Source organism: Magnetovibrio sp. PR-2 (assembly GCF_036689815.1).
In the GTDB taxonomy this organism is placed as follows: domain Bacteria; phylum Pseudomonadota; class Alphaproteobacteria; order Rhodospirillales; family Magnetovibrionaceae; genus Magnetovibrio.
This window is the reverse complement of sequence record NZ_JBAHUR010000001.1, coordinates 125,023-143,589: the sequence shown is the minus strand read 5'-3', so window position 1 is coordinate 143,589 and position 18,567 is coordinate 125,023. Positions and strand designations below refer to the sequence as shown.

The following is an 18,567-nucleotide window of genomic DNA, read 5'->3' as shown; positions in this document are numbered from 1 at the left end:
CGGGCGCTGTCTCTTTTTGCTCATTCAGAATTGACATCTTTTAGCTCTACACCCCTTCTCTTCTCTACAAGATTGACGTCATTAATTAACGATTCAGCGAGATCGAAATTCGGTTTCGCTGCAATTATCGGTTTGATTTCGACGAAGTCTTCCAAGAAATATACCCGTAGCTTCAATTCAGCATCAGGTATTTTACCTAGGTGCTCCAATAACTCTGGTGCGAGGGTCAGTCTACGATCTGCTGGGATTTTGTGCCGAATAAACAACTCTTCAAGTTCAAGAGCTGAAGCGATGTCGTTTTCAGCGTAATAACCTCGATACCGTTCAAAGACTGTCTGAGCTGTAGGAGTTTGAACTCCATACAATCTCACTGATGGCCCTTCCAGCAAAACGGCCAAACATTCGTAAGGACCAGGCTGGTCCCACATAACAATATTCAGGTTGCGTGGTGCGAGATGGAAGCGGCCACGGTCATCCACGACCTCCGTGGCTTGGGCGCCACGTGGTTGCATATCGGGCATGAAACGGTGCCCTGTTGGACGGCCAGAAGTGGGCATGATCCCCTCTTGATAGAAATAGCTTTCACCACACGAATATGTTCACAACTTTCAAACTCTACGACAAACTAACCTCTATAGACGCCCTATTGCAACAAAATTATGGCAAGACCTGGCAAAATCTTTTTAATTCGTTAAGGTTATTAATCGTTTTATTTTAGGTACATATACACAAAAACCACTATATATAGTAGGTCATATGGTTAATTTAGTGTTAATACCACTAAAGCTGTGAACGTAAGGTATTTATCGAGAAAAGTGATCTGGCAGATCCGGGTAGAAAGATTTCTCGTATTACAGCGTAAATCAGAGATAAAATATCTATGGGTTGTAGATGCCCGGATCTATTTTCAGTGGACTTAGATATTTTGGAATTAAACGAACAAACGCTACCCCTTTTGAAACACTAATAATCAAGGTGCGAAAAATTCAACTGAGCTAATGCGGCGTGGCCTAAGCCTGCGCCATCAGCTCTTCCACCGACTTGCGGCGTTCGGCGATGCGGATGCAGTTGAATTTGAGGATTTTGAGCTCGCCCGCATCGATGGCCGTGATCATATCGGCCCAGCGTTCGCATTCGCCGACCACGTCTGCCGCTTTGCTTAACAGCTCTTTGCGGTCCATGGTGGAGAGGAAATTCACCCATGCTTTCAACACGCAGTTGCGAAAATCCCGCGTCACGTCGTCGGGCGGGCGCACTTCCAAATCCATCTGGCCCAGCATGCCCATCATCGCCTGGGCGGGCCAAAGGTGTACGGGCAGGCTTTGGTGCTTGGCCCAGATTTCGACCTTTTTGCTGGGCGGGTTGGTGTCGGGCAAAACAAATGTCACGAACAGCATTTCAGCATTGAGCCGCAACGACGCGGTGACGGATTCAAACAGGGCTTTTTTGTCTTGAACGTACTGTATTCCGTCCAGCGCCAGCATGGCGTCGAAAGATTTGGGTTTGAGCTGCAAGGCCTCCAGATCGCTGTGGCGGATCGGGGCTTTGCGCTTGTGGCCCGCGCGCGCCATGCTTTCGTGACCCATTTTGGCAAGCTCGGGATCAGGTTCCAGCCCTGTAATCCACACGCCTGTGTCTTCGATCAAGGTTTCGGAAATGCCGCCCAGGCCCGCACCCAACAACAACAGGCTTTTCTTTTCATCCAGCTCCAACAACGGCGCGAACTGCTTTACCCGCACAGCCCCACCAGGGGTGGTATAGCCTTCGCCCCAAAGCTGTTCAATCACGTTTAAGCGATTGGCAGGCCAGGCTTTTTTCTCCGCTTTTGGCGCAGCCTTGGCCGCATCCGCTGCGACTTGGTCCGCAGCAGGGGCTTTCGGCTTGTCATCCGCTTTTTTCTTGCGGAACGAGCCGGTAATCTTGCCGATTAAACCCGAAGCCTTCTTCGGTGAAGCCATCCAATAGCACCCTTACCTTGCACGTAACGGGGGGTTAGGTACGTCGTTTTCTTCTGTTATATGGTCATTGTGGGCCAGATTAGTCGCAAAACCTAAACAAAACCTTGGGATACAACTTTTTACCTCAATAAGGCGGGCCTTTAATTTTAGTCACTTTGTGGGCGCGGATTTCATCCAAAATCCATTGCAGGTTCTGATCGTCCAAATCTTGGATGGAGTTGGCGAGCTCATTGGCAAGCTCCGTCGCCTTGGGGCTGAGGCCTGCAGTGTCGATGGTGACCCGCGGATGCGACACGCTGGCTAGGCGTTTAATGTCTTCACTGTCGTCCCAAATTAAGTCAAAGAAATCACAGATTTGCATAATCATTCCGGGTGCTGGACGACCCCGATTGCCGTGTTCCAGCGCCGATAAATAGGCCGCAGACACGCCCAGTGCCTTCGCCATATTTTTTTGCGAGACGTTCTTTTGGGCGCGCAGTTCGCGCATCTTTTCGCCAAACGGTGTCATAATCTCAAAACCATAGGGCGTGAGCGTTAAAGTTTAGTGTGCACCGGAGCCCGAGATTTGTAGTACCGCCACACCCCCAATGATCATCGAAATGCCCGCGACGCCGCCCCAACTCAATGGCTCCTCAAACCAAAACACACCGATCACTGCAATGGCCGCCACACCGATCCCCGTCCATACCGCATAAACAAAACCGATGGGCAAGGTTTTCAACGTCACCGACAACAGCCAAAACGACAGGGCATATCCCACCACCACGACCAAACTAGGCCAAAGCTTGGTCATGCCGTCCGACAACTTCAACGACGACGTCGCCACCACTTCGGAAACGATGGCGACGGCCAAAAGAACATAAGGATGCATGATTTTTCCTTTAGCGGATTAGCGGCCCCGGCGTTTGAGACGAATGTACAAAGCCCCTTCGCCGCCGTCTTTGGGCGCCGCGTGGGAAAACGCCACCACGCGGCCACGATTGGGATAGTCGTTCAACCAGCGCGGCACCTGTTGGCGCAACACCCCGATGGAGCCGTCCCGACCGGTGCCTTTTCCCGTAATCACCAAAACTTCGCGCCGCCCCGCAATCCAAGAAGCCTCGATAAAGGCCTCCAACGCGCGGTGGGCCTGGGTTTGGGACATGCCGTGAAGATCGATACGCCCTTGGATTTGCATTTGCCCGCGCCGCATCCGTTTGGCCGTGGCTTTGTCCAGACCCGGGCCTGTGCCGTGACTAAGTTCGGGCAGGGGGCGCACGTGGGCTTGAGACGTTTCGGTTTGCACCGCGTATTTCGGTGTCGGCGCAAGGCGGACGGGCTTATCACCCAGCGGGTTTTTGAGTGTTTCGCGGCCTTTGAGCGGCTTGACCGACTGGGTGACGGCATACCACACCAGTTCATCATCCCCGCTTAAATGCGGCGATCCAGATTTATGCGGTCGTGACTTGCGGGTTTTGCTCATCGATCAAAACTATGACTAACTTGCGCGGTCCGTGTGCGCCCAACAATAAGGTCTGTTCAATATCTGCCGTACGCGAGGGCCCGGTGATCCAGTTGACCGTGCGCGGCAAAACGGGTGTGTCCGTTGTACGCGTTTTGGCCTCAATGCGCAAACGCGACCAAACCTCTTCATAGTTGGGCGCAATATCTTCTTCGCAGAGCACCACCACATGCACATCGGGCAAGAAGTTCAAGGTGGTTGGACTTTCAGGACTGGACGCCAACACCAAGGTCCCGGTTTCCGCCACCGCGCCCAAGGCCCAAGACACGCTAATTTGATCGTCCCCAACGGCGCGGCCATAGGCCACGTCCAAACCGGACCAGTCCAAAGCTTTGAGCTGTGCGCCCGGAGCCACTTTCACACTCACGCCCCCCATCGCGGCCACAAGCTGTTGAACCACCCCCACCACTTTGTCCAACGTGGACACACGGTAGACTTCGGCGCTAGCGGTTTCAGCCTCGCTTACAAAGAGTTCCGTGCGGGCCTTGCCCTCAGCACGGCCACGTTTGGGAATGATGTTCAAGGGCGCTTCATGCATGCGCTGATCCGCCCCGGACAGGCGCACCGTCGGATTGTGCACGCGGTCCAAAGTTTCTTTTAAGCGGCCAAAAATCGCTTTGCGGGCAGCATCGGATGACATTTAACGCTCCCCTTTTTGTCGGCGCGATTGGAACGTGCCGCCTTGTGGTGCAGGCAAGTCACGGGTCTTGGTCCAACCACCCGCGCCGATCATGCTTTTAAAGCGTCCCCGTTTTCCAGCAAGAAGCTTCATGCCCCAGATTTTTATCGGGGTTATGGCGTGATACAGCGTTGGGCGCTTCGCCAACCAGGCCCATACTTTCAAACCCATACGCTGTAGCCCGCCGGGCTTGCCCGCGTTAAACGCGTGGCCGCGCCAGTTACGCAACAGGTCGGGCAGGGGAATGCGCACCGGACAGACTTCGCCGCACCGCCCACACATGGTGCAGGCGCTGGGCAGCAAGTGAGCTTCTTTGATGCCGACAAAATGCGGTGTTAAAACCGAACCCATGGGACCGGGGTAGACCCAGCCATAGGCATGACCGCTGGTCACACCGTAAACCGGGCAGTGGTTGATGCACGCCCCGCAACGTATGCAGCGTAAAATGTCCCTAAATTCAGAGCCCAGCAATTCGGTGCGGCGATTGTCCAGCAGCACCATATGGAATTCTTCAGGTCCGTCCAAATCGCCATCGCGTTTTGGGCCCGTAAAGAACGTGTTGTAGACACTTTGTTCCTGACCCGTCGCGGTGCGCGCCAACAAACGCAAAAATAGTGTGGCGTCTTCTAAGGTCGGCACCACTTTTTCGATGGAGCTCAATGCAATGTGCACGCGTGGCAGGCTTTGGGTGAGGTCCCCATTGCCTTCATTGGTGACAATCATGGCCGTTCCGGTTTCGGCAATCAAAAAGTTCGCGCCTGTAATGCCCACATCGGCTTGAATGAATTTTTCGCGAAGTTCTTTGCGCGCTTCTTTCAGCAACGACGTCGGCTCGACCATGTCGCGGTCGGGATCCAAGTGCGTGTGATGCTCTTTAAAAGTTTCCGCCACTTGGGTTTTGGACAGATGAAACGCCGGGGCGATGATGTGGCTGGGCAGTTCTTCGCGCAGCTGAATGATGTATTCGCCCAAGTCCGTTTCAATGGGGACCAAGCCTGCGTCTTGCAAATAATCGTTAAGATCAATTTCCTCGGCGATCATCGATTTGCCCTTGGTGACGGTCTTGGCCCCGGCGTTTTGGCAAATCTTTAAGATAATCTCGCGCGCTTGTTCAGCGTCTTGAGCCCAGTGCACATGACCACCGGCCTTTTTGACTTGGAGCTCAAAACGTTCCAAGTACGCGTCCAAGTGATCCAAGATATGATTTTTCACATCACGTGCTTGATCGCGCAGCTGATCGTATTCGGGCAGACGGGCCATACTCATAAGACGTTTTTTCTGAAACCCGCTTTTGAGCGTGCGGTTCAGCAGTTCTTGAAGTTGGTCATCCTTCAATGCTTTTTCAGACGCTTTGAGAAAGTCTTGGCAGTGGGGTTCGTGGGTCATGTCTCCGCATCCCCAACACCTGGCTGGTCGGTCATGCCCGCCAAAATTTCGGCAATGTGATAAACCCGCACGTTGGAGCCGCGGCGTTTCAATTTACCCGCCACGTTCATCAAGCAGCCCAAATCGCCGCCCGACAACATGTCGGTCTTCTGAGCTTCGACGTTGTCCGCCTTTTTGTCGACGATGGCGCCGGAGACGTCCGGGTACTTGATGGAAAACAAACCGCCAAAGCCGCAGCAGCTTTCGGTGTCGTCCATCTCTTTCAGCTCCAACCCATCCACGGTGGCGAGCAATTTGCGTGGCTGGTCTTTGATGCCCAGTTCGCGCATACCCGCACAGCTGTCATGGTAAGTTACCGTGCCGTTCACAGTTGCGCTCACGTCATTGAGATCGAGATTCTCAGCCAAATACTGTGTCAGCTCTTGGGTGCGCGCCGCCAAGGTTTGGGCGCGGGTTTTCCAGGCCGGATCGTCGGCAAATAATTTGGGATAGTGTTCTTTGATCATCCCGCCGCACGAACCGGACGGAACCACAACCGTGTCATAGCCTTCAAAAACGTCGATCACCTGTTGTGCAATGGCGCGGGCATCCGCTTCATCACCGGAGTTGTAAGCCGGTTGGCCGCAGCAGGTTTGCTTTTTCGGCACCACGACTTCTGCGCCCGCACGCTCCAACAAGCGCATGGCGGCAAAACCGACGCTTGGACGCATCAGGTCCACAAGACAGGTCACGAAAAGGGCAATTTTGGGAGGTCTCTCAGTCATACACACAGAGTGAGGCTTCCGAACGGATATTTCAAGCGCGATCCCCGTTTAGGGGTTGGGCACAATCACCGAAATCGGCAACAAAATCGCGTATTGGCCGGGGCGTTTCATGTTGCCCGCGCGTTTCGCCGCGCGTTCACCTGGACCAAAGAAAATATCGCCGCGCACCACCCCCTTGATTGCCCCGCCCGTGTCTTGGGCGATCATCAGCTTTTGCAGGGGTTGGGATTTGTCCAACGGCTCGTGCGTGGTAATCCACATAGGCGCGCCCAAGGGGATAAAGCGCCGATCAATGGCGACGGAACGTTCCGGCGTCAAAGCCACCCCTTGCGCACCCAAAGGCCCGTCGCCTTTCAGCACCCGGAAAAACACAAACGTTGGGTTCTTTTTCAACAAAGCCGGACCTTCGACCGGGCGCGCATGCACCCATTTTCGAATGGCGTTCATGGTCAAACGATTTGCGGGAATTTCACCGCTGTTGATCAAAATGCGGCCCACAGACTTGTACGTTCGCCCATTTTTACCGGCAAAGCCCACATGGACGACCGTGCCGTCTTCCAATTTAACTTGTCCGGAGCCTTGAATTTGCAAGAAAAAGGCGTCCACCGCATCGTCCACCCACAGCAACGGCGTCAAGCCGGACACTTTGCCTTCTTCGATATCCGCACGGGCGGGGTAGGGGCGCAGTTTACCGTTTTCGACCCGGCCCCACAGGGTGTTGCCCCCCAGCTCGCGATCAAATGCGCCAAGCGACACCGAAACCAAATCGCGCGGGCGGGCATACAATGGCGTTTGAAATTTGCCGCCTTTTTGCCAAGACCCATTGAGCTGCGGCTCATAATAGCCCGTGAACAAACCTTCGCCATCCCCAGTATCGGACACTGCATAAGGCAAAAACCAAGTTTCGAAATAGCGGCGCGCGGCTGCGTGATCTTTGGCGGAAACGCTGTTGGCCGCTTGACACGCTCCATGCCAATGGCCAACCGTGCCCCCCGGAACTTGGCCATTGGCCCCGATTTTTCTGGATTTGGGCAAAGTCAGCAGTTTTTTGCACGATTTTTTGAACGACACCAGCGCATCGCCCAAATTGTCTTGCTGCCAACCCGCCAGGTCCGCAAAGCTTAAGGGGCTCAACTGCACGCGGCCCGGTTTTTCGGGTGCAGGCTTTTCAGGAACAGGTTCAGGCTTGGGCGCACAGGCCGCCAAGCTCAAAGCCAATACGGTGAGAGGGGCGGCCCAGCGCATGGACGTCTGCCTTAATCCAAGCTGCCGGTACCCACCAGGGTCCAGTTGGGGTTGCGCGATTTGGTGGAGCGCGCAAAGGTCCAAAAGTCTGTCGCGTCCGTCACCGCGCTGGGATCGCCTTCAATCACTTTGCCGTCGCTGTCCATCAACGCGCTGATTTGTTCGGACACAAATTTCACCGTCACATGGGCGTCGCGTCCGTCCATGTAAGCCTCAACCATTTCAGCTTTGGAAATACCGACCAAGGTTTCTTGAAGGGTTTGGCCTTCGGCTTCGCGTTGTTTAATGGCGTGCTCAAAGCCGGAATACACTTCGGGGCTGAGCAAATTTTTGAGCATTTTTGTATCGCCGTCGGCATACGCGTTCAAAATCATTTCAAAGGCCATACGCGAACCGCCCAAAAATTCGTTCATGTCGAAGCTGGCGTCATATTCACGAATAGCACGGATACCTTCGCCCAGTGGGCCTTCGGGAAGTTCTTCTTCAGGCTCCGCCTCTACAGGAGCGGGTTCGGGTATATCCATCGGTGCGCGGCTGCCCGGCATGTCGATGACATTGTCATTGTCTTGTTCGTCTAGACGCTCGCGGTTTTGATCGCGTTTGAACATATCGTCATAACCGCTGCCGTCATGGCCGTCGCGGCTGCCCAAGACATTTTTGAGCCTTAAAACCAAAAAAATGGCGATCAAGGCGAAAAGGACGATGTCGAAAAATTGCATGCCGATATCCGTTGTTATCTCTAAATCGGGCTCAAAAAGAGCCAAATTGGGCCCACGACTGTCAAGAACTTGCGCGCCCAAGGCCGTAGGCTTATGTTTCGGGCCACGACCACTTCGTTAACTATACGCAAAACCGCACGTTTTGCTATCCGATAGATAGGCCGATGCCCGCCTGAGGGCAAGCCATAAGGGCAAAAATGGGTTTAATCATCTTGGCCGCGTTCATCGCCGTGCCGCTTATCGAAATTGGACTGTTCATTCAGGTGGGTGAAACCATCGGTTTGTGGAGCACCATCGCCGTGGTCATTTTGACCGCTGTCGTCGGCACAGCCTTACTGCGCCACCAAGGGCTCAGCACCATTGTAAAGGTCCAGCGCTTCTTGGACCAAGGGGTGATGCCGGTTGACGCTTTGTTCGACGGGTTTTGCATTTTGATCGCAGGATTGCTGCTTCTCACACCCGGTTTTTTCACCGACGCCCTTGGCTTTATGTTTTTTACGCCGCCGCTGCGCAAGCTGTTGCGCGTCTTTTTGGCCCGTCACGTTCAGGTGCAAACATCCGGTCATGCAAACATGCACAGCGGTATGCACAGTGCCATGCATGGAGACACCGCAGGCGGCATGCACGGCTTCGACCCTTATGATTATCAAGGTGCGCCAGAAGGGGGGCAGCCCCAAGGTGGGGCCGGTGACGTTATCGACGGTGAGTACCAAGACGTCACGGAGCACAAAAACGCGCCAAAAATCGACCAAAGTGACGATACGCGCACCTAGAGCCGCTTGTTCGTAGGCGCAATCCATGTTAGCGAAGAGCACCAATTTTCCAAGGGTTCGGAGCACATCCGGAGCTTTTTAAACGCAAGGGGACCAACCAATGAACGAGACGCCTGCAAACGGCGGCGACAACGCCGAAGCTCAACAACCGCCTCTGGTGATCAACGGGCAATACATCAAAGATCTTTCCTTTGAATCGCCCAACAGCCCCGGCATTTTGGGAGAGCTGCAAGGCGCACAACCCGACGTCAACGTCAACGTCGACACCAAGGCCGGCAAGCTTGAAGGTGCGGACAATGTCTACGAAGTCGTTTTGGATATGCGCGCCGAACTGAAAGTTGCCGACAAAGTCGGTTTTTTGGCTGAGCTCAAATACGCCGGTGTGTTCACCATTAACGTTCCCCAAGAACACTTGGGCCCGGTGTTGCTGATCGAATGCCCGCGTATGTTGTTCCCGTTCTCACGCAATATCTTGGGCGATGTCACCCGCGACGGCGGTTTTGTTCCGCTGATGCTGCAACCAATCGATTTTGCCGCCTTGTACCAGCAAAACTTGAACCAACAAGCCAACGATGTGGCCGATCAAGTGGCCGAGATGGACAAGCCGGAAGGCAACGCTTAACGCCCCTCTCAAAGCACATGCACGAAAACGCCCGCCCTACATGGCGCGGGCGTTTTTTTATGCCGCGTGATTGAGCTTTGCCGCTTGGGCCACCTGAGCTTGTTCAGGAGAATAGGCACCGCCCGACCACAACATGGCGTACGCGGTTTCTTCGTTGCCGTTGTCGCACAACGCCAACACATCCTCAAATAACGGCTGGAAGGTTTTGCTTTTGTGTGAGGCTTCGTGTTCTTCGAACGAGCGCCAAAACGTCACCACCAGCGCCTCGCGATCTTTAAGGGGAGACGCCACCGATTGACCTGCTCGGCTGCCTTCATTTGAAATCATACCACTGTTCATGGACACAAAGCCGCCGACAAAACCCGTTTCGGAATGATAGGTTTTGACGTTTTCGCACAGCAAAGCCACGCGCTCTTGCAAATCGTCCACGTCATATTCGGGCTTTAAAATCACCCGATTTACGGTGACGACACCATCGTCGGGAAAATTCGGAATAAAACTGGCCATGGGGAAGGTCCTTTCTTTATTAGCACTTACTAATGTTAAGAAAGAGATGGTTTGACCAACTGCCCTTGTCAAGTATTCCGGGTTAATTTTCAATCCACTCGTAGGGTATTTAGAAGTCTTTTAAGTTTTCCAGATGGGGTCCGAAATCTGATCGACAAAGGCTTCATGGGCCGCAAGTTCGTCCGCTGTCGGCGCAAACACACGCGCTTCGCGGCGCTGGCGTTTTTCGACCTCAATGGTGTCATCGGCTTGGGTCGCAACACCTTGTTCTTCATCCGTGTTGAGCCCCAGGCCGGTTTGGCGGCCGCCCATGAGTTCCAGATACACATCGGCCAAAAGTTGGGCGTCCAACAAAGCGCCGTGCAGTTCCCGCGACGAGTTGTCAATGCCAAAGCGTCGACACAAAGCATCCAGGTTCGCTTGCGCTCCGGGGAATTTTTTGCGCGCAATTTGCACCGTGTCGATGGAACGGCTCATCTCCAGGGCCGGTTTGCCCAGATTTTCCAGCTCCCAGTTCAAAAAGCCCATATCAAACGCCGCGTTATGAATAACCAGCGGTGAATCACCGATGAAATCGATAAAGTCGCTGGCAACCTCTTTGAATTTGGGTTTTGAACGCAAAAACTCTTCGGACAAGCCATGCACCTTGAAGGCTTCTTCGGGCATGTCGCGTTCGGGATTGATATAGACGTGAAAATACTGGTCGGTGGCGATGTGGTTAATCATTTCCACACAGCCGATTTCCACAACCCGATGACCCGATTTGGGGTTCAGCCCTGTGGTTTCCGTATCCAGCGAAATTTCACGCATATGCTTTCCCGTTTCAAGACCAGTGCGGCGACCAGGCTTTGGCCGGCCACGTCTTCGCCACTTTGACGAGATTTGTGATTTGGCGCAAGGTTTCACCCTTCGTGCCGCCCGTGTTCACAACAAAATGGGCCAGTTGGCGTTTGAGGCTGTCAGGGGTTTGACGGTCTAAGATGGCTTCAAATTTTTGCGCCGTCATGCCGGGGCGGCGCAAAACGCGTTGGCGTTGCAGGCGTTGTGGCGCGCTCATCACCACCACCGCATCCACACGCGAACGCGCACCCGTTTCAAACAACAGCGGAATGTCCAACACCACCAACCCTGCTTGGGTGCGTTGGGCGCGAGCCAAAAACCGTTTTTGATCGGCCCGCACTTGGGGATGCAAGATGTCTTCAAGTTTTTTTAACTGAACATCGTCGTCCAGAACCCGCGCACCGAGCTTTTGGCGATCGACACCGCCTTGGGCGTTGAGAACACCGGGGAAGGCGGCAGCGACGTCTTTGACAGCCGCGCCGTTCGGACCCATGAGCCGATGCACACAGGCATCCGCGTCATGCAAAGGCACACCCAAGGTTTGAAAACAGCGCCCGCCCCAGCTCTTGCCCATACCGATGGATCCGGTGAGGCCCAAGATGACCATGGCTCAATCCTTTTGCCCGGCGGCGGCGAGCACTTTTTGACGCAGGTCCTCTGTCACGTCAGGCATCGGACCGAACCAAGATTCAAAGCCCGGACGAGCTTGGTGGAGCAACATGCCCAGCCCGTCCACCACCGGATTTCCGCGCGCCTGGGCGCGGGTGAGCAAGTCGGTCATCAACGGGGCATAGACGATGTCGTTCACCAGGGCGGTTTTGGGCAAATGGCTTAAATCCAGTTCCAAATCGCGCTGGCCTTTCATGCCCAGCGTCGTTGTGTTGGCCAAAAGATGTGCGCCCTCCAAGTAATCGGCGCGCGCGTCCCAATCGCCGACCACAATCTCACCGCTTCCAGCTTGATCGACGGCGTTGGCGATCTTTTCGGCGCGTGCGCGGGTGCGGTTTAAGATGCGCACTTCGGGTGCGCCGGCATCCAACAAAGCCGCAACCACGGCGCGCGCGGCACCGCCCGCGCCCAAAATCACTGCCGGACCACCCGTTGGGTCGAACCCTTTGTGCCCGGCTTTTAAATTTTCCAAAAATCCAAAACCGTCCGTGTTGAAGCCATAAAGCGAGCCGTCTTCAAACACCACCACCGTGTTCACCGCACCGATGCGCCGGGCCTGAGGGTGGGCGTTATCGACGGCGGCCAAGGCGGCTTCTTTATGGGGCACCGTCACGTTTGCTCCGACAAAACCGTCGGCTTTTAAATTGCGCAGCTTCGCTTCAAAGTCTTCGGGCGGTACAGGGATGTGCACGTATTCGCCGCGCACTTGCAGCTGGTCCAACCAATAGCCGTGCACCACGGGTGAAAGCGAATGATCCACGGGCCACCCCATGACCCCGGCGCGCCGGATTTGATAAGTGTCGTTTGTGCTCATGGCTCCATCTGTCTTCTTTTAAGTTTGCACAGCCCCATGCGTGCGCAAAAAATTTAGCAGGGGAACAAGGGGTAAGCCAAGGACCGTAAAATAATCCCCGTCAATACGATCAAACAATTGAGCGCCGAGACCTTCTAAGTGATACCCACCGACGCTGCTTTTCACCGCTTCACCGACACGTTCAACGTAAACATCCAAAAACGCATCGCTGAAATCACGTACAGATAAATGGGCGATATCGGTGTGTGTCCACAAAACGTCGCCATTTTGCACCACCGACACACTAGACAGCAAGCTGTGTTGTTTTCCCCGTAGATATTTGAGTTGAGCGCGCACGTTTTCAGGGGAACCGGGTTTGGTCAAGATCTCATCGCCCAGGGCTAAAACTTGATCACATCCTATAACCAAAGCATCCGCATGTTCTGGCGACACATTCAGCGCCTTGGCTTCAGCCAAAGTTTCCGCTAAACGCGCCGGGGTATCGGACCAACTATTTTGAAGGGTCGTTTCGTCAATGTTTGCCCCATGAACGATGTGTTCAAGGCCCGCGGCGCTCAGCATTTGTGTGCGAGCCTGACTGGTGGAAGCAAGAACGACCACACCCGTCATTACGACGCCATGTCGATGCGATCGTTATACAGGTTCAAAATCGTCGCCGCCGTTTCTTCCACGGATTTACGCGTGACGTCGATCATCGGCCATTTTTGATCGCCATAAAGTTTGCGGGCTTGGCGAATTTCTTCGGCGACCGCGTCCGGATCGATGTAGTCGGTTTCTTCGGTCATGCCTTGCATCTTCAAGCGCTGTTTGCGGATTTGCACCAAGCGGCGTGGGTCCTTGCTGATGCCCACCACCAAAGGCTTTTCAGCATTCAACACTTCCGGCGCCAAAGGCACGCCGGGAACAATGGGCACATTGGCGGCTTTGATGCCCCGGTTGGCGAGATAAATACACGTGGGCGTTTTGGTCGTGCGCGACACACCCACCAAAATTACATCGGCGTCTTCAATGTCGTTCATGGACTGACCGTCATCGTGGGCCAAAACAAAATGCAATGCGGCAATTTTAGAAAAATAGTCCGCGTCCATGACATGCTGAGAGCCCGGACGGCTTTCACGGGCCACGCCGATGTAATTGGCCATTTGGCCCAATACGGGATTGAGCAAATCAATGCAGGGGACTTTGAGCTTTTTACACCCCAGCGAAATTTTTTCAGACAAATCGTCGTCCACCAGGGTAAAAATCACAAAACCTGGGTTGGCTTGAATGTCTTGCAAAATTTCATCGAGCTGGGCCGCGGTGCGGACCATGGTCCAGCGCTTTTCCACCACTTCCATGTCGGGAAACTGCACCAAACACGCCCGCGCCACCACATCCAGGGTTTCACCGGTGCTGTCGGAAATTTTGTGCAGAATTAAAGTCGTCATCAAGCCAGAACCTTGAAGCTAAAAACGGCAATTTAAGCCAGGATAAAATGTGGACAAAACAGGACAAAATAAAAGCGTCTTTGTTTTACCGGGATAACCCGCGACTTCTTCTGTTGGTGATCACCAGTGTACAACATTCTCCACGTGCACAGGACATCTCCCAAACCGGGGCTGTTTTAGCACACTGCTCCCCAGGATTCACAGGTTTCATTTTGCAAAAGTTTTACATTACACCAACGACTTAAAGACAGTTGTTTTGTGCATGTGCACAATGATAGGCCCGAATGCACAACACCTTGTGTATGAAACCGGGTAAAAGCCGTGCACAAAAAGAAATCCCCGTTATCCACGCTACAACAACAACAACATCCTTTTTATTTATAAAAATATATTGTTTGTTAAGAGCGCTCGATTTCGGGATAACTTACCAAAATTCAGGATATCACTCCGTCTTTCACAGGGAACTCATACGTGACCAAACGCTTCCTCCAAGCCCTTCAAGGTGACACGCTTTCTCCGCCCCCCATGTGGCTCATGCGTCAAGCCGGGCGCTATTTGCCGGAATACCGCGAAACGCGCTCGACTGCGAAAAACTTCCTGCATTTTTGTTATACCCCCGATTTGGCGGTTGAAGTGACGCTTCAGCCCCTGCGCCGTTATAATTTCGACGCTGCCATCTTGTTTTCCGACATTTTGGTTATTCCAGATGCTTTGGGTCAAAAGGTCGAGTTCGTCACCGGACAAGGCCCACAGTTGGAGCCTATTAAAAACGAAGCCGAGTTGGACGCCACGCTGGACCCCAGCCGACTGCACGATCATTTAGATCCGGTTTACACCACGGTGCACAGGCTTTCCCAAGAGATCCCCGAAACCACCGCTCTGATCGGTTTTGCCGGCGCACCCTGGACGGTGGCGACCTACATGGTTGAGGGTAAGGGGTCTAAAACTTACGAAGAAATTCGCTCCATCGCGTATTCCGATCCTGTGTTTTTCCAGCGCTTGATCGATTTGTTGGTCGACAGCACGTCGAAATATCTCATTGAACAGGTTAACCGCGGCGCTGAATGTCTGCAGGTGTTCGACAGTTGGGCCGGTGTGTTGTCTGAAAAGCAATTTTACCAGTGGTCTATGGAGCCCATGGCCAAGATTGTCGAACGAGTTAAAGCGGTTCATCCCGACACGCCGATTATTGGTTTTCCGCGTGGAGCTGGTCCGCTGTATGAAAATTATGTGCGCGAAACCAAAGTGGACGGCGTCGGTCTGGATCACACGCTGCCACTGGAATGGGTACGCGATACGCTTCAGCCCTTAACCACGGTTCAAGGTACGCTGGACAATTTATTGTTGGTAGCTGGCGGTGACGCCATGGACGCAGAAGTGAAACGCATCCTTGATATTTTGGGTCAAGGTCCCTTTATTTTCAACTTGGGACACGGCATTGTTCCGCAAACGCCGCCGGAACATGTGGAACGTTTGTGTGCCTTGGTGCGGGGTGAAGTTTGAGGGTGAAATTTAAATTGGAGCTTTGCGCATGAAGCGTGTGGCCATTGTTTTGTTCAATTTGGGCGGTCCGGACAAATTGGAATCCGTTCAGCCTTTTTTGTTCAATCTGTTCATGGATCCGGCCATCATCGGTGCGCCGTTGCCGATCCGTTGGGTTTTGGCAAAGCTGATATCTTCGCGCCGCGCGCCCATTGCCCAAGACATCTACAAACACCTGGGCGGCAAATCACCTTTGTTGGATTTGACCAATGAACAAGCCCGTGCGCTGGAAAGGGCGCTGTCGGCATTGGATGAAGGGCTTGAGGTCAAAGCGTTTGTCTGCATGCGCTATTGGCACCCCATGAGCGCCGAGACCGCCAAGGACGTCAAAGCCTTTGCGCCTGATGAAATCGTTATGTTGCCGCTTTATCCTCAGTATTCCACCTCGACGACGGAAAGTTCGTTCGAAGATTGGGATCAGGCGGCGAAAAAAATTGGCCTCGCAGTGCCAACCAAACGCATTTGTTGTTATCCCATCGATCAAGGTTGGGTGGACGCGCAAGTCGATCTGTTGAGTAGATCCATGGAGACAGCACAAAACCAAACGGGTGGTGAGAACGTGCGAGTTCTGTTTTCCGCCCATGGCTTGCCGAAAAAGCTGGTGGAGAAAAAGGGGGATCCGTACCCTGACCAAGTGGAACTGGGCGCGGATCGGATCAAAACAGCCTATGAGCGCAAAATTGGTAAACCCATAGAAGACGGCTTGGTGTCTTACCAAAGCCGCGTGGGTCCTTTGGAATGGATCGGACCCTCTACGGACGATGAGATCGAACGCGCTGGACAAGACGGAAAAGCCTTGGTGATTTTACCCATTGCCTTTGTGTCCGAACATTCCGAAACCCTGGTTGAGCTCGATATCGAATACAAAGATCTGGCCAATGAAAAAGGTGTGAGCGTCTACGAACGCGTGCCTGCGGTTGGCACCCACCCGGCTTTCATTCAAGGTTTGGCTCAGCTGGTACAGCGTGCGCGGGGCCAGTCCCAAGGTCTGTGTCCAGGCGGCGATGTGACGCGCAAATGCGACATCAAAGCCATAGCCTGTCCCGCAACTTGCTAATGTTCAAAGAACGGGTAAACTCCCTGCCACATTGAAACGAGTGATGGACAGAAAAGCACCATGGAAGATTTCCTCATGTTGAGCGGTGATGCCTACAACTGGGTCAAAGCCTTACACGTGATTGCTGTGATTTCTTGGATGGCAGGCTTGCTGTATCTGCCGCGCCTGTTTGTCTATCACACCCAATCCCAAGTGGGTTCGACCCAATCCGAAACCTTTAAAATCATGGAACGGCGTCTTTTGCGCGCGATCATGACCCCGGCAGCTGTTGTGTCTTGGGTTTTGGGGTTGTGGATGTTTTACAGTCTGGACGCTTGGGATGAGCCATGGGTACATGCAAAATTGACCATGGTGATTTTGTTGTCGGTTTCGCACTTTTTCATGATGAAATGGCGCGTTTGGTTCGCCGTAGATGCAAACGAAAAACCGGAAGTCTTTTATCGCGTCGCCAACGAAGTGCCGACACTCTTAATGATCGGCATTGTCATTTTTGTCATCGTCAAACCGTTCTGACGTTTAGCTTAATACCAAATCTCGCTGGACTTCAAAATCGTGTTCGGGTATGTGTGGGGGACCAACCAAACAGACCGAACTTGGACGTTGTTTTAAATCGTCTCACAAAAAGCGGCTGTTTTTCCCGTCTGACAAAAAATTTCCCTTCCCAATACAGACGGTTTCTCACCTTTTCATTCGCGACAACTTGTTGAAGTTATTGTGTTTTTGAATATCCCCATCCAAGATTAAATTTAGGGTTCAGCTATGAATCTCAAAGAACTGAAAAAGAAATCACCCGCCGATCTTTTGGCTTTTGCCGAAGAATTGGAAATCGAAAACGCGAGCTCTTTGCGCAAGCAAGACATGATGTTCGCCATTTTGAAACGCTCCGCCGAACAAGGCACGTCGATTTACGGCGAAGGCGTTTTGGAAGTTTTGCAAGACGGGTTCGGTTTCTTGCGCTCACCGGAAGCCAACTATTTGGCCGGTCCGGACGATATTTATGTCTCCCCCAGCCAAGTCCGCAAATTCGGTTTGCGCACGGGCGATACGGTTGAGGGCGAAATCCGCTCTCCCAAAGATGGCGAGCGGTATTTTGCCTTGCTCAAAGTCAACACCATCAACTTCGAAGATCCAGGCGCGGTGCGTCATCGCATCAACTTCGACAACTTAACGCCGCTGTATCCGGACGAGCGTTTGATGATGGAAGTCGATAACCCGGAAAGCAAAGACTACACCGGGCGCATTATGGATTTGATCACGCCCATCGGTAAGGGCCAGCGCGCCCTGGTCGTGGCACCGCCGCGCACCGGTAAAACCGTCATGTTGCAAAACATTGCCCACGCTTTGGCGGCCAACCACCCGGAGAGCTATTTGATCGTGTTGTTGATCGATGAACGCCCCGAAGAGGTCACCGACATGGACCGCTCGGTCAAAGGCGAAGTCATCAGCTCGACCTTTGACGAACCTGCTGCGCGCCACGTGCAAGTCGCCGAAATGGTCATTCAAAAGGCCAAGCGTCTGGTCGAGCACAAACGCGACGTGATTATCTTGTTGGACTCCATCACCCGTCTGGCCCGTGCGTACAACACCGTGGTGCCGAGCTCTGGCAAAGTGCTCACCGGTGGTGTGGACGCCAACGCCTTGCAACGCCCGAAACGTTTCTTCGGTGCGGCGCGTAACATCGAAGAGGGCGGTTCCATGACCATCATCGCCACAGCTTTGATCGACACAGGTTCGCGCATGGATGAAGTGATCTTCGAAGAATTTAAAGGCACGGGTAACTCGGAAATTATCTTGGACCGCAAAGTGTCCGACAAACGCATCTTCCCGGCCATCGACATCACCAAGTCCGGTACACGGAAAGAAGAATTGCTGGTGGACAAAGGCACGTTGTCGAAAATGTGGGTGTTGCGTCGCATCTTGATGCCCATGGGTGTCACGGACGCCATGGAGTTCTTGATGAGCAAAATGCGCGAAACCAAAAACAACGACGATTTCTTCGAGACCATGAACACCTAAGCCTCAACGAAATCTTTGCTTAAAAACCCCCGGTCGGATTGGCCGGGG

The 18,567-nt window shown here is 53.4% G+C and carries 22 protein-coding genes; 6 read left to right on the top strand and 16 right to left on the bottom strand.

Features of this window, described 5'->3' with window-relative positions; translation table 11 throughout:
• Window positions 1-20: 20 nt before the first annotated feature.
• From V5T82_RS00720 to V5T82_RS00675, 10 genes are all read right to left on the bottom strand, one after another.
• Window positions 21-521: a hypothetical protein gene (locus V5T82_RS00720; RefSeq protein ID WP_332893654.1), complete on the bottom strand. Its 501-nt coding sequence runs from the start codon at window positions 519-521 to the stop codon at window positions 21-23.
• 489 nt (window positions 522-1,010) lie between these two features.
• Window positions 1,011-1,958 carry a class I SAM-dependent methyltransferase gene (locus V5T82_RS00715; protein WP_332893653.1) on the bottom strand — a complete coding sequence of 316 codons (948 nt, stop codon included), beginning with the start codon at window positions 1,956-1,958 and terminating at the stop codon, window positions 1,011-1,013.
• A gap of 124 nt (window positions 1,959-2,082) precedes the next feature.
• Window positions 2,083-2,466, bottom strand: coding sequence for a helix-turn-helix domain-containing protein (locus V5T82_RS00710; RefSeq protein ID WP_332893652.1), 384 nt, complete (start codon window positions 2,464-2,466; stop codon window positions 2,083-2,085).
• A gap of 33 nt (window positions 2,467-2,499) precedes the next feature.
• Window positions 2,500-2,829 (bottom strand): DMT family transporter, encoded by a 330-nt coding sequence (locus V5T82_RS00705; RefSeq protein ID WP_332893651.1) that lies wholly within the window; start codon window positions 2,827-2,829, stop codon window positions 2,500-2,502.
• Window positions 2,830-2,847: 18 nt separating this feature from the next.
• Window positions 2,848-3,420: a Smr/MutS family protein gene (locus tag V5T82_RS00700; RefSeq protein WP_332893650.1), complete on the bottom strand. Its 573-nt coding sequence runs from the start codon at window positions 3,418-3,420 to the stop codon at window positions 2,848-2,850.
• Entirely contained in the window at window positions 3,389-4,099 is a 711-nt protein-coding gene (locus V5T82_RS00695) for a LutC/YkgG family protein (RefSeq protein WP_332893649.1), read from the bottom strand. The genes V5T82_RS00700 and V5T82_RS00695 overlap by 32 nt, the downstream gene beginning before the upstream one ends.
• Entirely contained in the window at window positions 4,100-5,524 is a 1,425-nt protein-coding gene (locus V5T82_RS00690; RefSeq protein WP_332893648.1) for a LutB/LldF family L-lactate oxidation iron-sulfur protein, read from the bottom strand.
• Window positions 5,521-6,288 carry a (Fe-S)-binding protein gene (locus tag V5T82_RS00685; RefSeq protein ID WP_332893647.1) on the bottom strand — a complete coding sequence of 256 codons (768 nt, stop codon included), beginning with the start codon at window positions 6,286-6,288 and terminating at the stop codon, window positions 5,521-5,523. Before V5T82_RS00685 ends, V5T82_RS00690 begins: the two co-directional genes overlap by 4 nt.
• A gap of 48 nt (window positions 6,289-6,336) precedes the next feature.
• On the bottom strand, window positions 6,337-7,533 hold the full coding sequence (gene mltA, locus V5T82_RS00680; protein WP_332893646.1) for a murein transglycosylase A: 1,197 nt from the start codon (window positions 7,531-7,533) through the stop codon (window positions 6,337-6,339).
• Window positions 7,534-7,544: 11 nt separating this feature from the next.
• A complete protein-coding gene (locus V5T82_RS00675; RefSeq protein WP_332893645.1) occupies window positions 7,545-8,252 on the bottom strand; it encodes a Tim44/TimA family putative adaptor protein in 708 nt (235 codons plus the stop codon).
• 197 nt (window positions 8,253-8,449) lie between these two features.
• On the opposite strand from V5T82_RS00675, the gene V5T82_RS00670 reads away from it, so the two are divergent.
• Together V5T82_RS00670 and secB are read left to right on the top strand one after the other, a co-directional pair.
• A complete protein-coding gene (locus tag V5T82_RS00670; protein ID WP_332893644.1) occupies window positions 8,450-9,025 on the top strand; it encodes an FxsA family protein in 576 nt (191 codons plus the stop codon).
• 100 nt (window positions 9,026-9,125) lie between these two features.
• Window positions 9,126-9,647 carry a protein-export chaperone SecB gene (gene secB / locus V5T82_RS00665; RefSeq protein WP_332893643.1) on the top strand — a complete coding sequence of 174 codons (522 nt, stop codon included), beginning with the start codon at window positions 9,126-9,128 and terminating at the stop codon, window positions 9,645-9,647.
• Window positions 9,648-9,704: 57 nt separating this feature from the next.
• Here secB and V5T82_RS00660 read toward each other — a convergent pair whose 3' ends face one another.
• The 6 genes from V5T82_RS00660 to V5T82_RS00635 all read right to left on the bottom strand — a co-directional run bounded on the left by V5T82_RS00660 (window position 9,705) and on the right by V5T82_RS00635 (window position 13,904).
• Window positions 9,705-10,154 carry a ligand-binding protein SH3 gene (locus V5T82_RS00660; RefSeq protein WP_332893642.1) on the bottom strand — a complete coding sequence of 150 codons (450 nt, stop codon included), beginning with the start codon at window positions 10,152-10,154 and terminating at the stop codon, window positions 9,705-9,707.
• Window positions 10,155-10,274: 120 nt separating this feature from the next.
• Window positions 10,275-10,964 (bottom strand): DNA polymerase III subunit epsilon, encoded by a 690-nt coding sequence (dnaQ, locus tag V5T82_RS00655; protein ID WP_332893641.1) that lies wholly within the window; start codon window positions 10,962-10,964, stop codon window positions 10,275-10,277.
• 13 nt (window positions 10,965-10,977) lie between these two features.
• Window positions 10,978-11,601, bottom strand: coding sequence for a dephospho-CoA kinase (gene coaE, locus V5T82_RS00650; protein WP_332893640.1), 624 nt, complete (start codon window positions 11,599-11,601; stop codon window positions 10,978-10,980).
• 3 nt (window positions 11,602-11,604) lie between these two features.
• Window positions 11,605-12,477, bottom strand: a complete 873-nt coding sequence (locus V5T82_RS00645) for a shikimate dehydrogenase (protein WP_332893639.1) — start codon at window positions 12,475-12,477, stop codon at window positions 11,605-11,607.
• Window positions 12,478-12,495: 18 nt separating this feature from the next.
• Complete coding sequence (locus V5T82_RS00640; protein WP_332893638.1) at window positions 12,496-13,086, bottom strand: Maf family protein; 591 nt, start codon at window positions 13,084-13,086, stop codon at window positions 12,496-12,498.
• Window positions 13,086-13,904, bottom strand: coding sequence for a pyruvate, water dikinase regulatory protein (locus tag V5T82_RS00635; RefSeq protein ID WP_332893637.1), 819 nt, complete (start codon window positions 13,902-13,904; stop codon window positions 13,086-13,088). Before V5T82_RS00635 ends, V5T82_RS00640 begins: the two co-directional genes overlap by 1 nt.
• Before the next feature lie 441 nt (window positions 13,905-14,345).
• On the opposite strand from V5T82_RS00635, the gene hemE reads away from it, so the two are divergent.
• From hemE to rho, 4 genes are all read left to right on the top strand, one after another.
• Window positions 14,346-15,407, top strand: a complete 1,062-nt coding sequence (gene hemE / locus V5T82_RS00630; protein ID WP_442917127.1) for a uroporphyrinogen decarboxylase — start codon at window positions 14,346-14,348, stop codon at window positions 15,405-15,407.
• A 28-nt stretch (window positions 15,408-15,435) separates the two neighbouring features.
• Window positions 15,436-16,503 carry a ferrochelatase gene (gene hemH / locus V5T82_RS00625; RefSeq protein WP_332893635.1) on the top strand — a complete coding sequence of 356 codons (1,068 nt, stop codon included), beginning with the start codon at window positions 15,436-15,438 and terminating at the stop codon, window positions 16,501-16,503.
• 60 nt (window positions 16,504-16,563) lie between these two features.
• On the top strand, window positions 16,564-17,016 hold the full coding sequence (hemJ, locus tag V5T82_RS00620) for a protoporphyrinogen oxidase HemJ (RefSeq protein WP_332893634.1): 453 nt from the start codon (window positions 16,564-16,566) through the stop codon (window positions 17,014-17,016).
• 246 nt (window positions 17,017-17,262) lie between these two features.
• Entirely contained in the window at window positions 17,263-18,519 is a 1,257-nt protein-coding gene (rho, locus tag V5T82_RS00615; protein WP_332893633.1) for a transcription termination factor Rho, read from the top strand.
• Window positions 18,520-18,567: the final 48 nt, after the last annotated feature.

Coding starts and splice junctions, on each gene's coding strand:
- V5T82_RS00685 (WP_332893647.1), bottom strand. CDS start 6,288: ATGACTGAGAGACCTCCCAAAATTGCCCTTTTCGTGACCTGTCTTGTG.
- V5T82_RS00670 (WP_332893644.1), top strand. CDS start 8,450: ATGGGTTTAATCATCTTGGCCGCGTTCATCGCCGTGCCGCTTATCGAA.
- coaE (WP_332893640.1), bottom strand. CDS start 11,601: ATGGTCATCTTGGGCCTCACCGGATCCATCGGTATGGGCAAGAGCTGG.
- hemJ (WP_332893634.1), top strand. CDS start 16,564: ATGGAAGATTTCCTCATGTTGAGCGGTGATGCCTACAACTGGGTCAAA.
- V5T82_RS00705 (WP_332893651.1), bottom strand. CDS start 2,829: ATGCATCCTTATGTTCTTTTGGCCGTCGCCATCGTTTCCGAAGTGGTG.
- V5T82_RS00715 (WP_332893653.1), bottom strand. CDS start 1,958: ATGGCTTCACCGAAGAAGGCTTCGGGTTTAATCGGCAAGATTACCGGC.
- V5T82_RS00635 (WP_332893637.1), bottom strand. CDS start 13,904: ATGACGACTTTAATTCTGCACAAAATTTCCGACAGCACCGGTGAAACC.
- V5T82_RS00640 (WP_332893638.1), bottom strand. CDS start 13,086: ATGACGGGTGTGGTCGTTCTTGCTTCCACCAGTCAGGCTCGCACACAA.
- secB (WP_332893643.1), top strand. CDS start 9,126: ATGAACGAGACGCCTGCAAACGGCGGCGACAACGCCGAAGCTCAACAA.
- dnaQ (WP_332893641.1), bottom strand. CDS start 10,964: ATGCGTGAAATTTCGCTGGATACGGAAACCACAGGGCTGAACCCCAAA.
- V5T82_RS00695 (WP_332893649.1), bottom strand. CDS start 4,099: ATGTCATCCGATGCTGCCCGCAAAGCGATTTTTGGCCGCTTAAAAGAA.
- V5T82_RS00720 (WP_332893654.1), bottom strand. CDS start 521: ATGCCCGATATGCAACCACGTGGCGCCCAAGCCACGGAGGTCGTGGAT.
- V5T82_RS00710 (WP_332893652.1), bottom strand. CDS start 2,466: ATGACACCGTTTGGCGAAAAGATGCGCGAACTGCGCGCCCAAAAGAAC.
- V5T82_RS00660 (WP_332893642.1), bottom strand. CDS start 10,154: ATGGCCAGTTTTATTCCGAATTTTCCCGACGATGGTGTCGTCACCGTA.
- mltA (WP_332893646.1), bottom strand. CDS start 7,533: ATGCGCTGGGCCGCCCCTCTCACCGTATTGGCTTTGAGCTTGGCGGCC.
- V5T82_RS00690 (WP_332893648.1), bottom strand. CDS start 5,524: ATGACCCACGAACCCCACTGCCAAGACTTTCTCAAAGCGTCTGAAAAA.
- V5T82_RS00645 (WP_332893639.1), bottom strand. CDS start 12,477: ATGAGCACAAACGACACTTATCAAATCCGGCGCGCCGGGGTCATGGGG.
- hemH (WP_332893635.1), top strand. CDS start 15,436: ATGAAGCGTGTGGCCATTGTTTTGTTCAATTTGGGCGGTCCGGACAAA.
- V5T82_RS00675 (WP_332893645.1), bottom strand. CDS start 8,252: ATGCAATTTTTCGACATCGTCCTTTTCGCCTTGATCGCCATTTTTTTG.
- V5T82_RS00700 (WP_332893650.1), bottom strand. CDS start 3,420: ATGAGCAAAACCCGCAAGTCACGACCGCATAAATCTGGATCGCCGCAT.
- rho (WP_332893633.1), top strand. CDS start 17,263: ATGAATCTCAAAGAACTGAAAAAGAAATCACCCGCCGATCTTTTGGCT.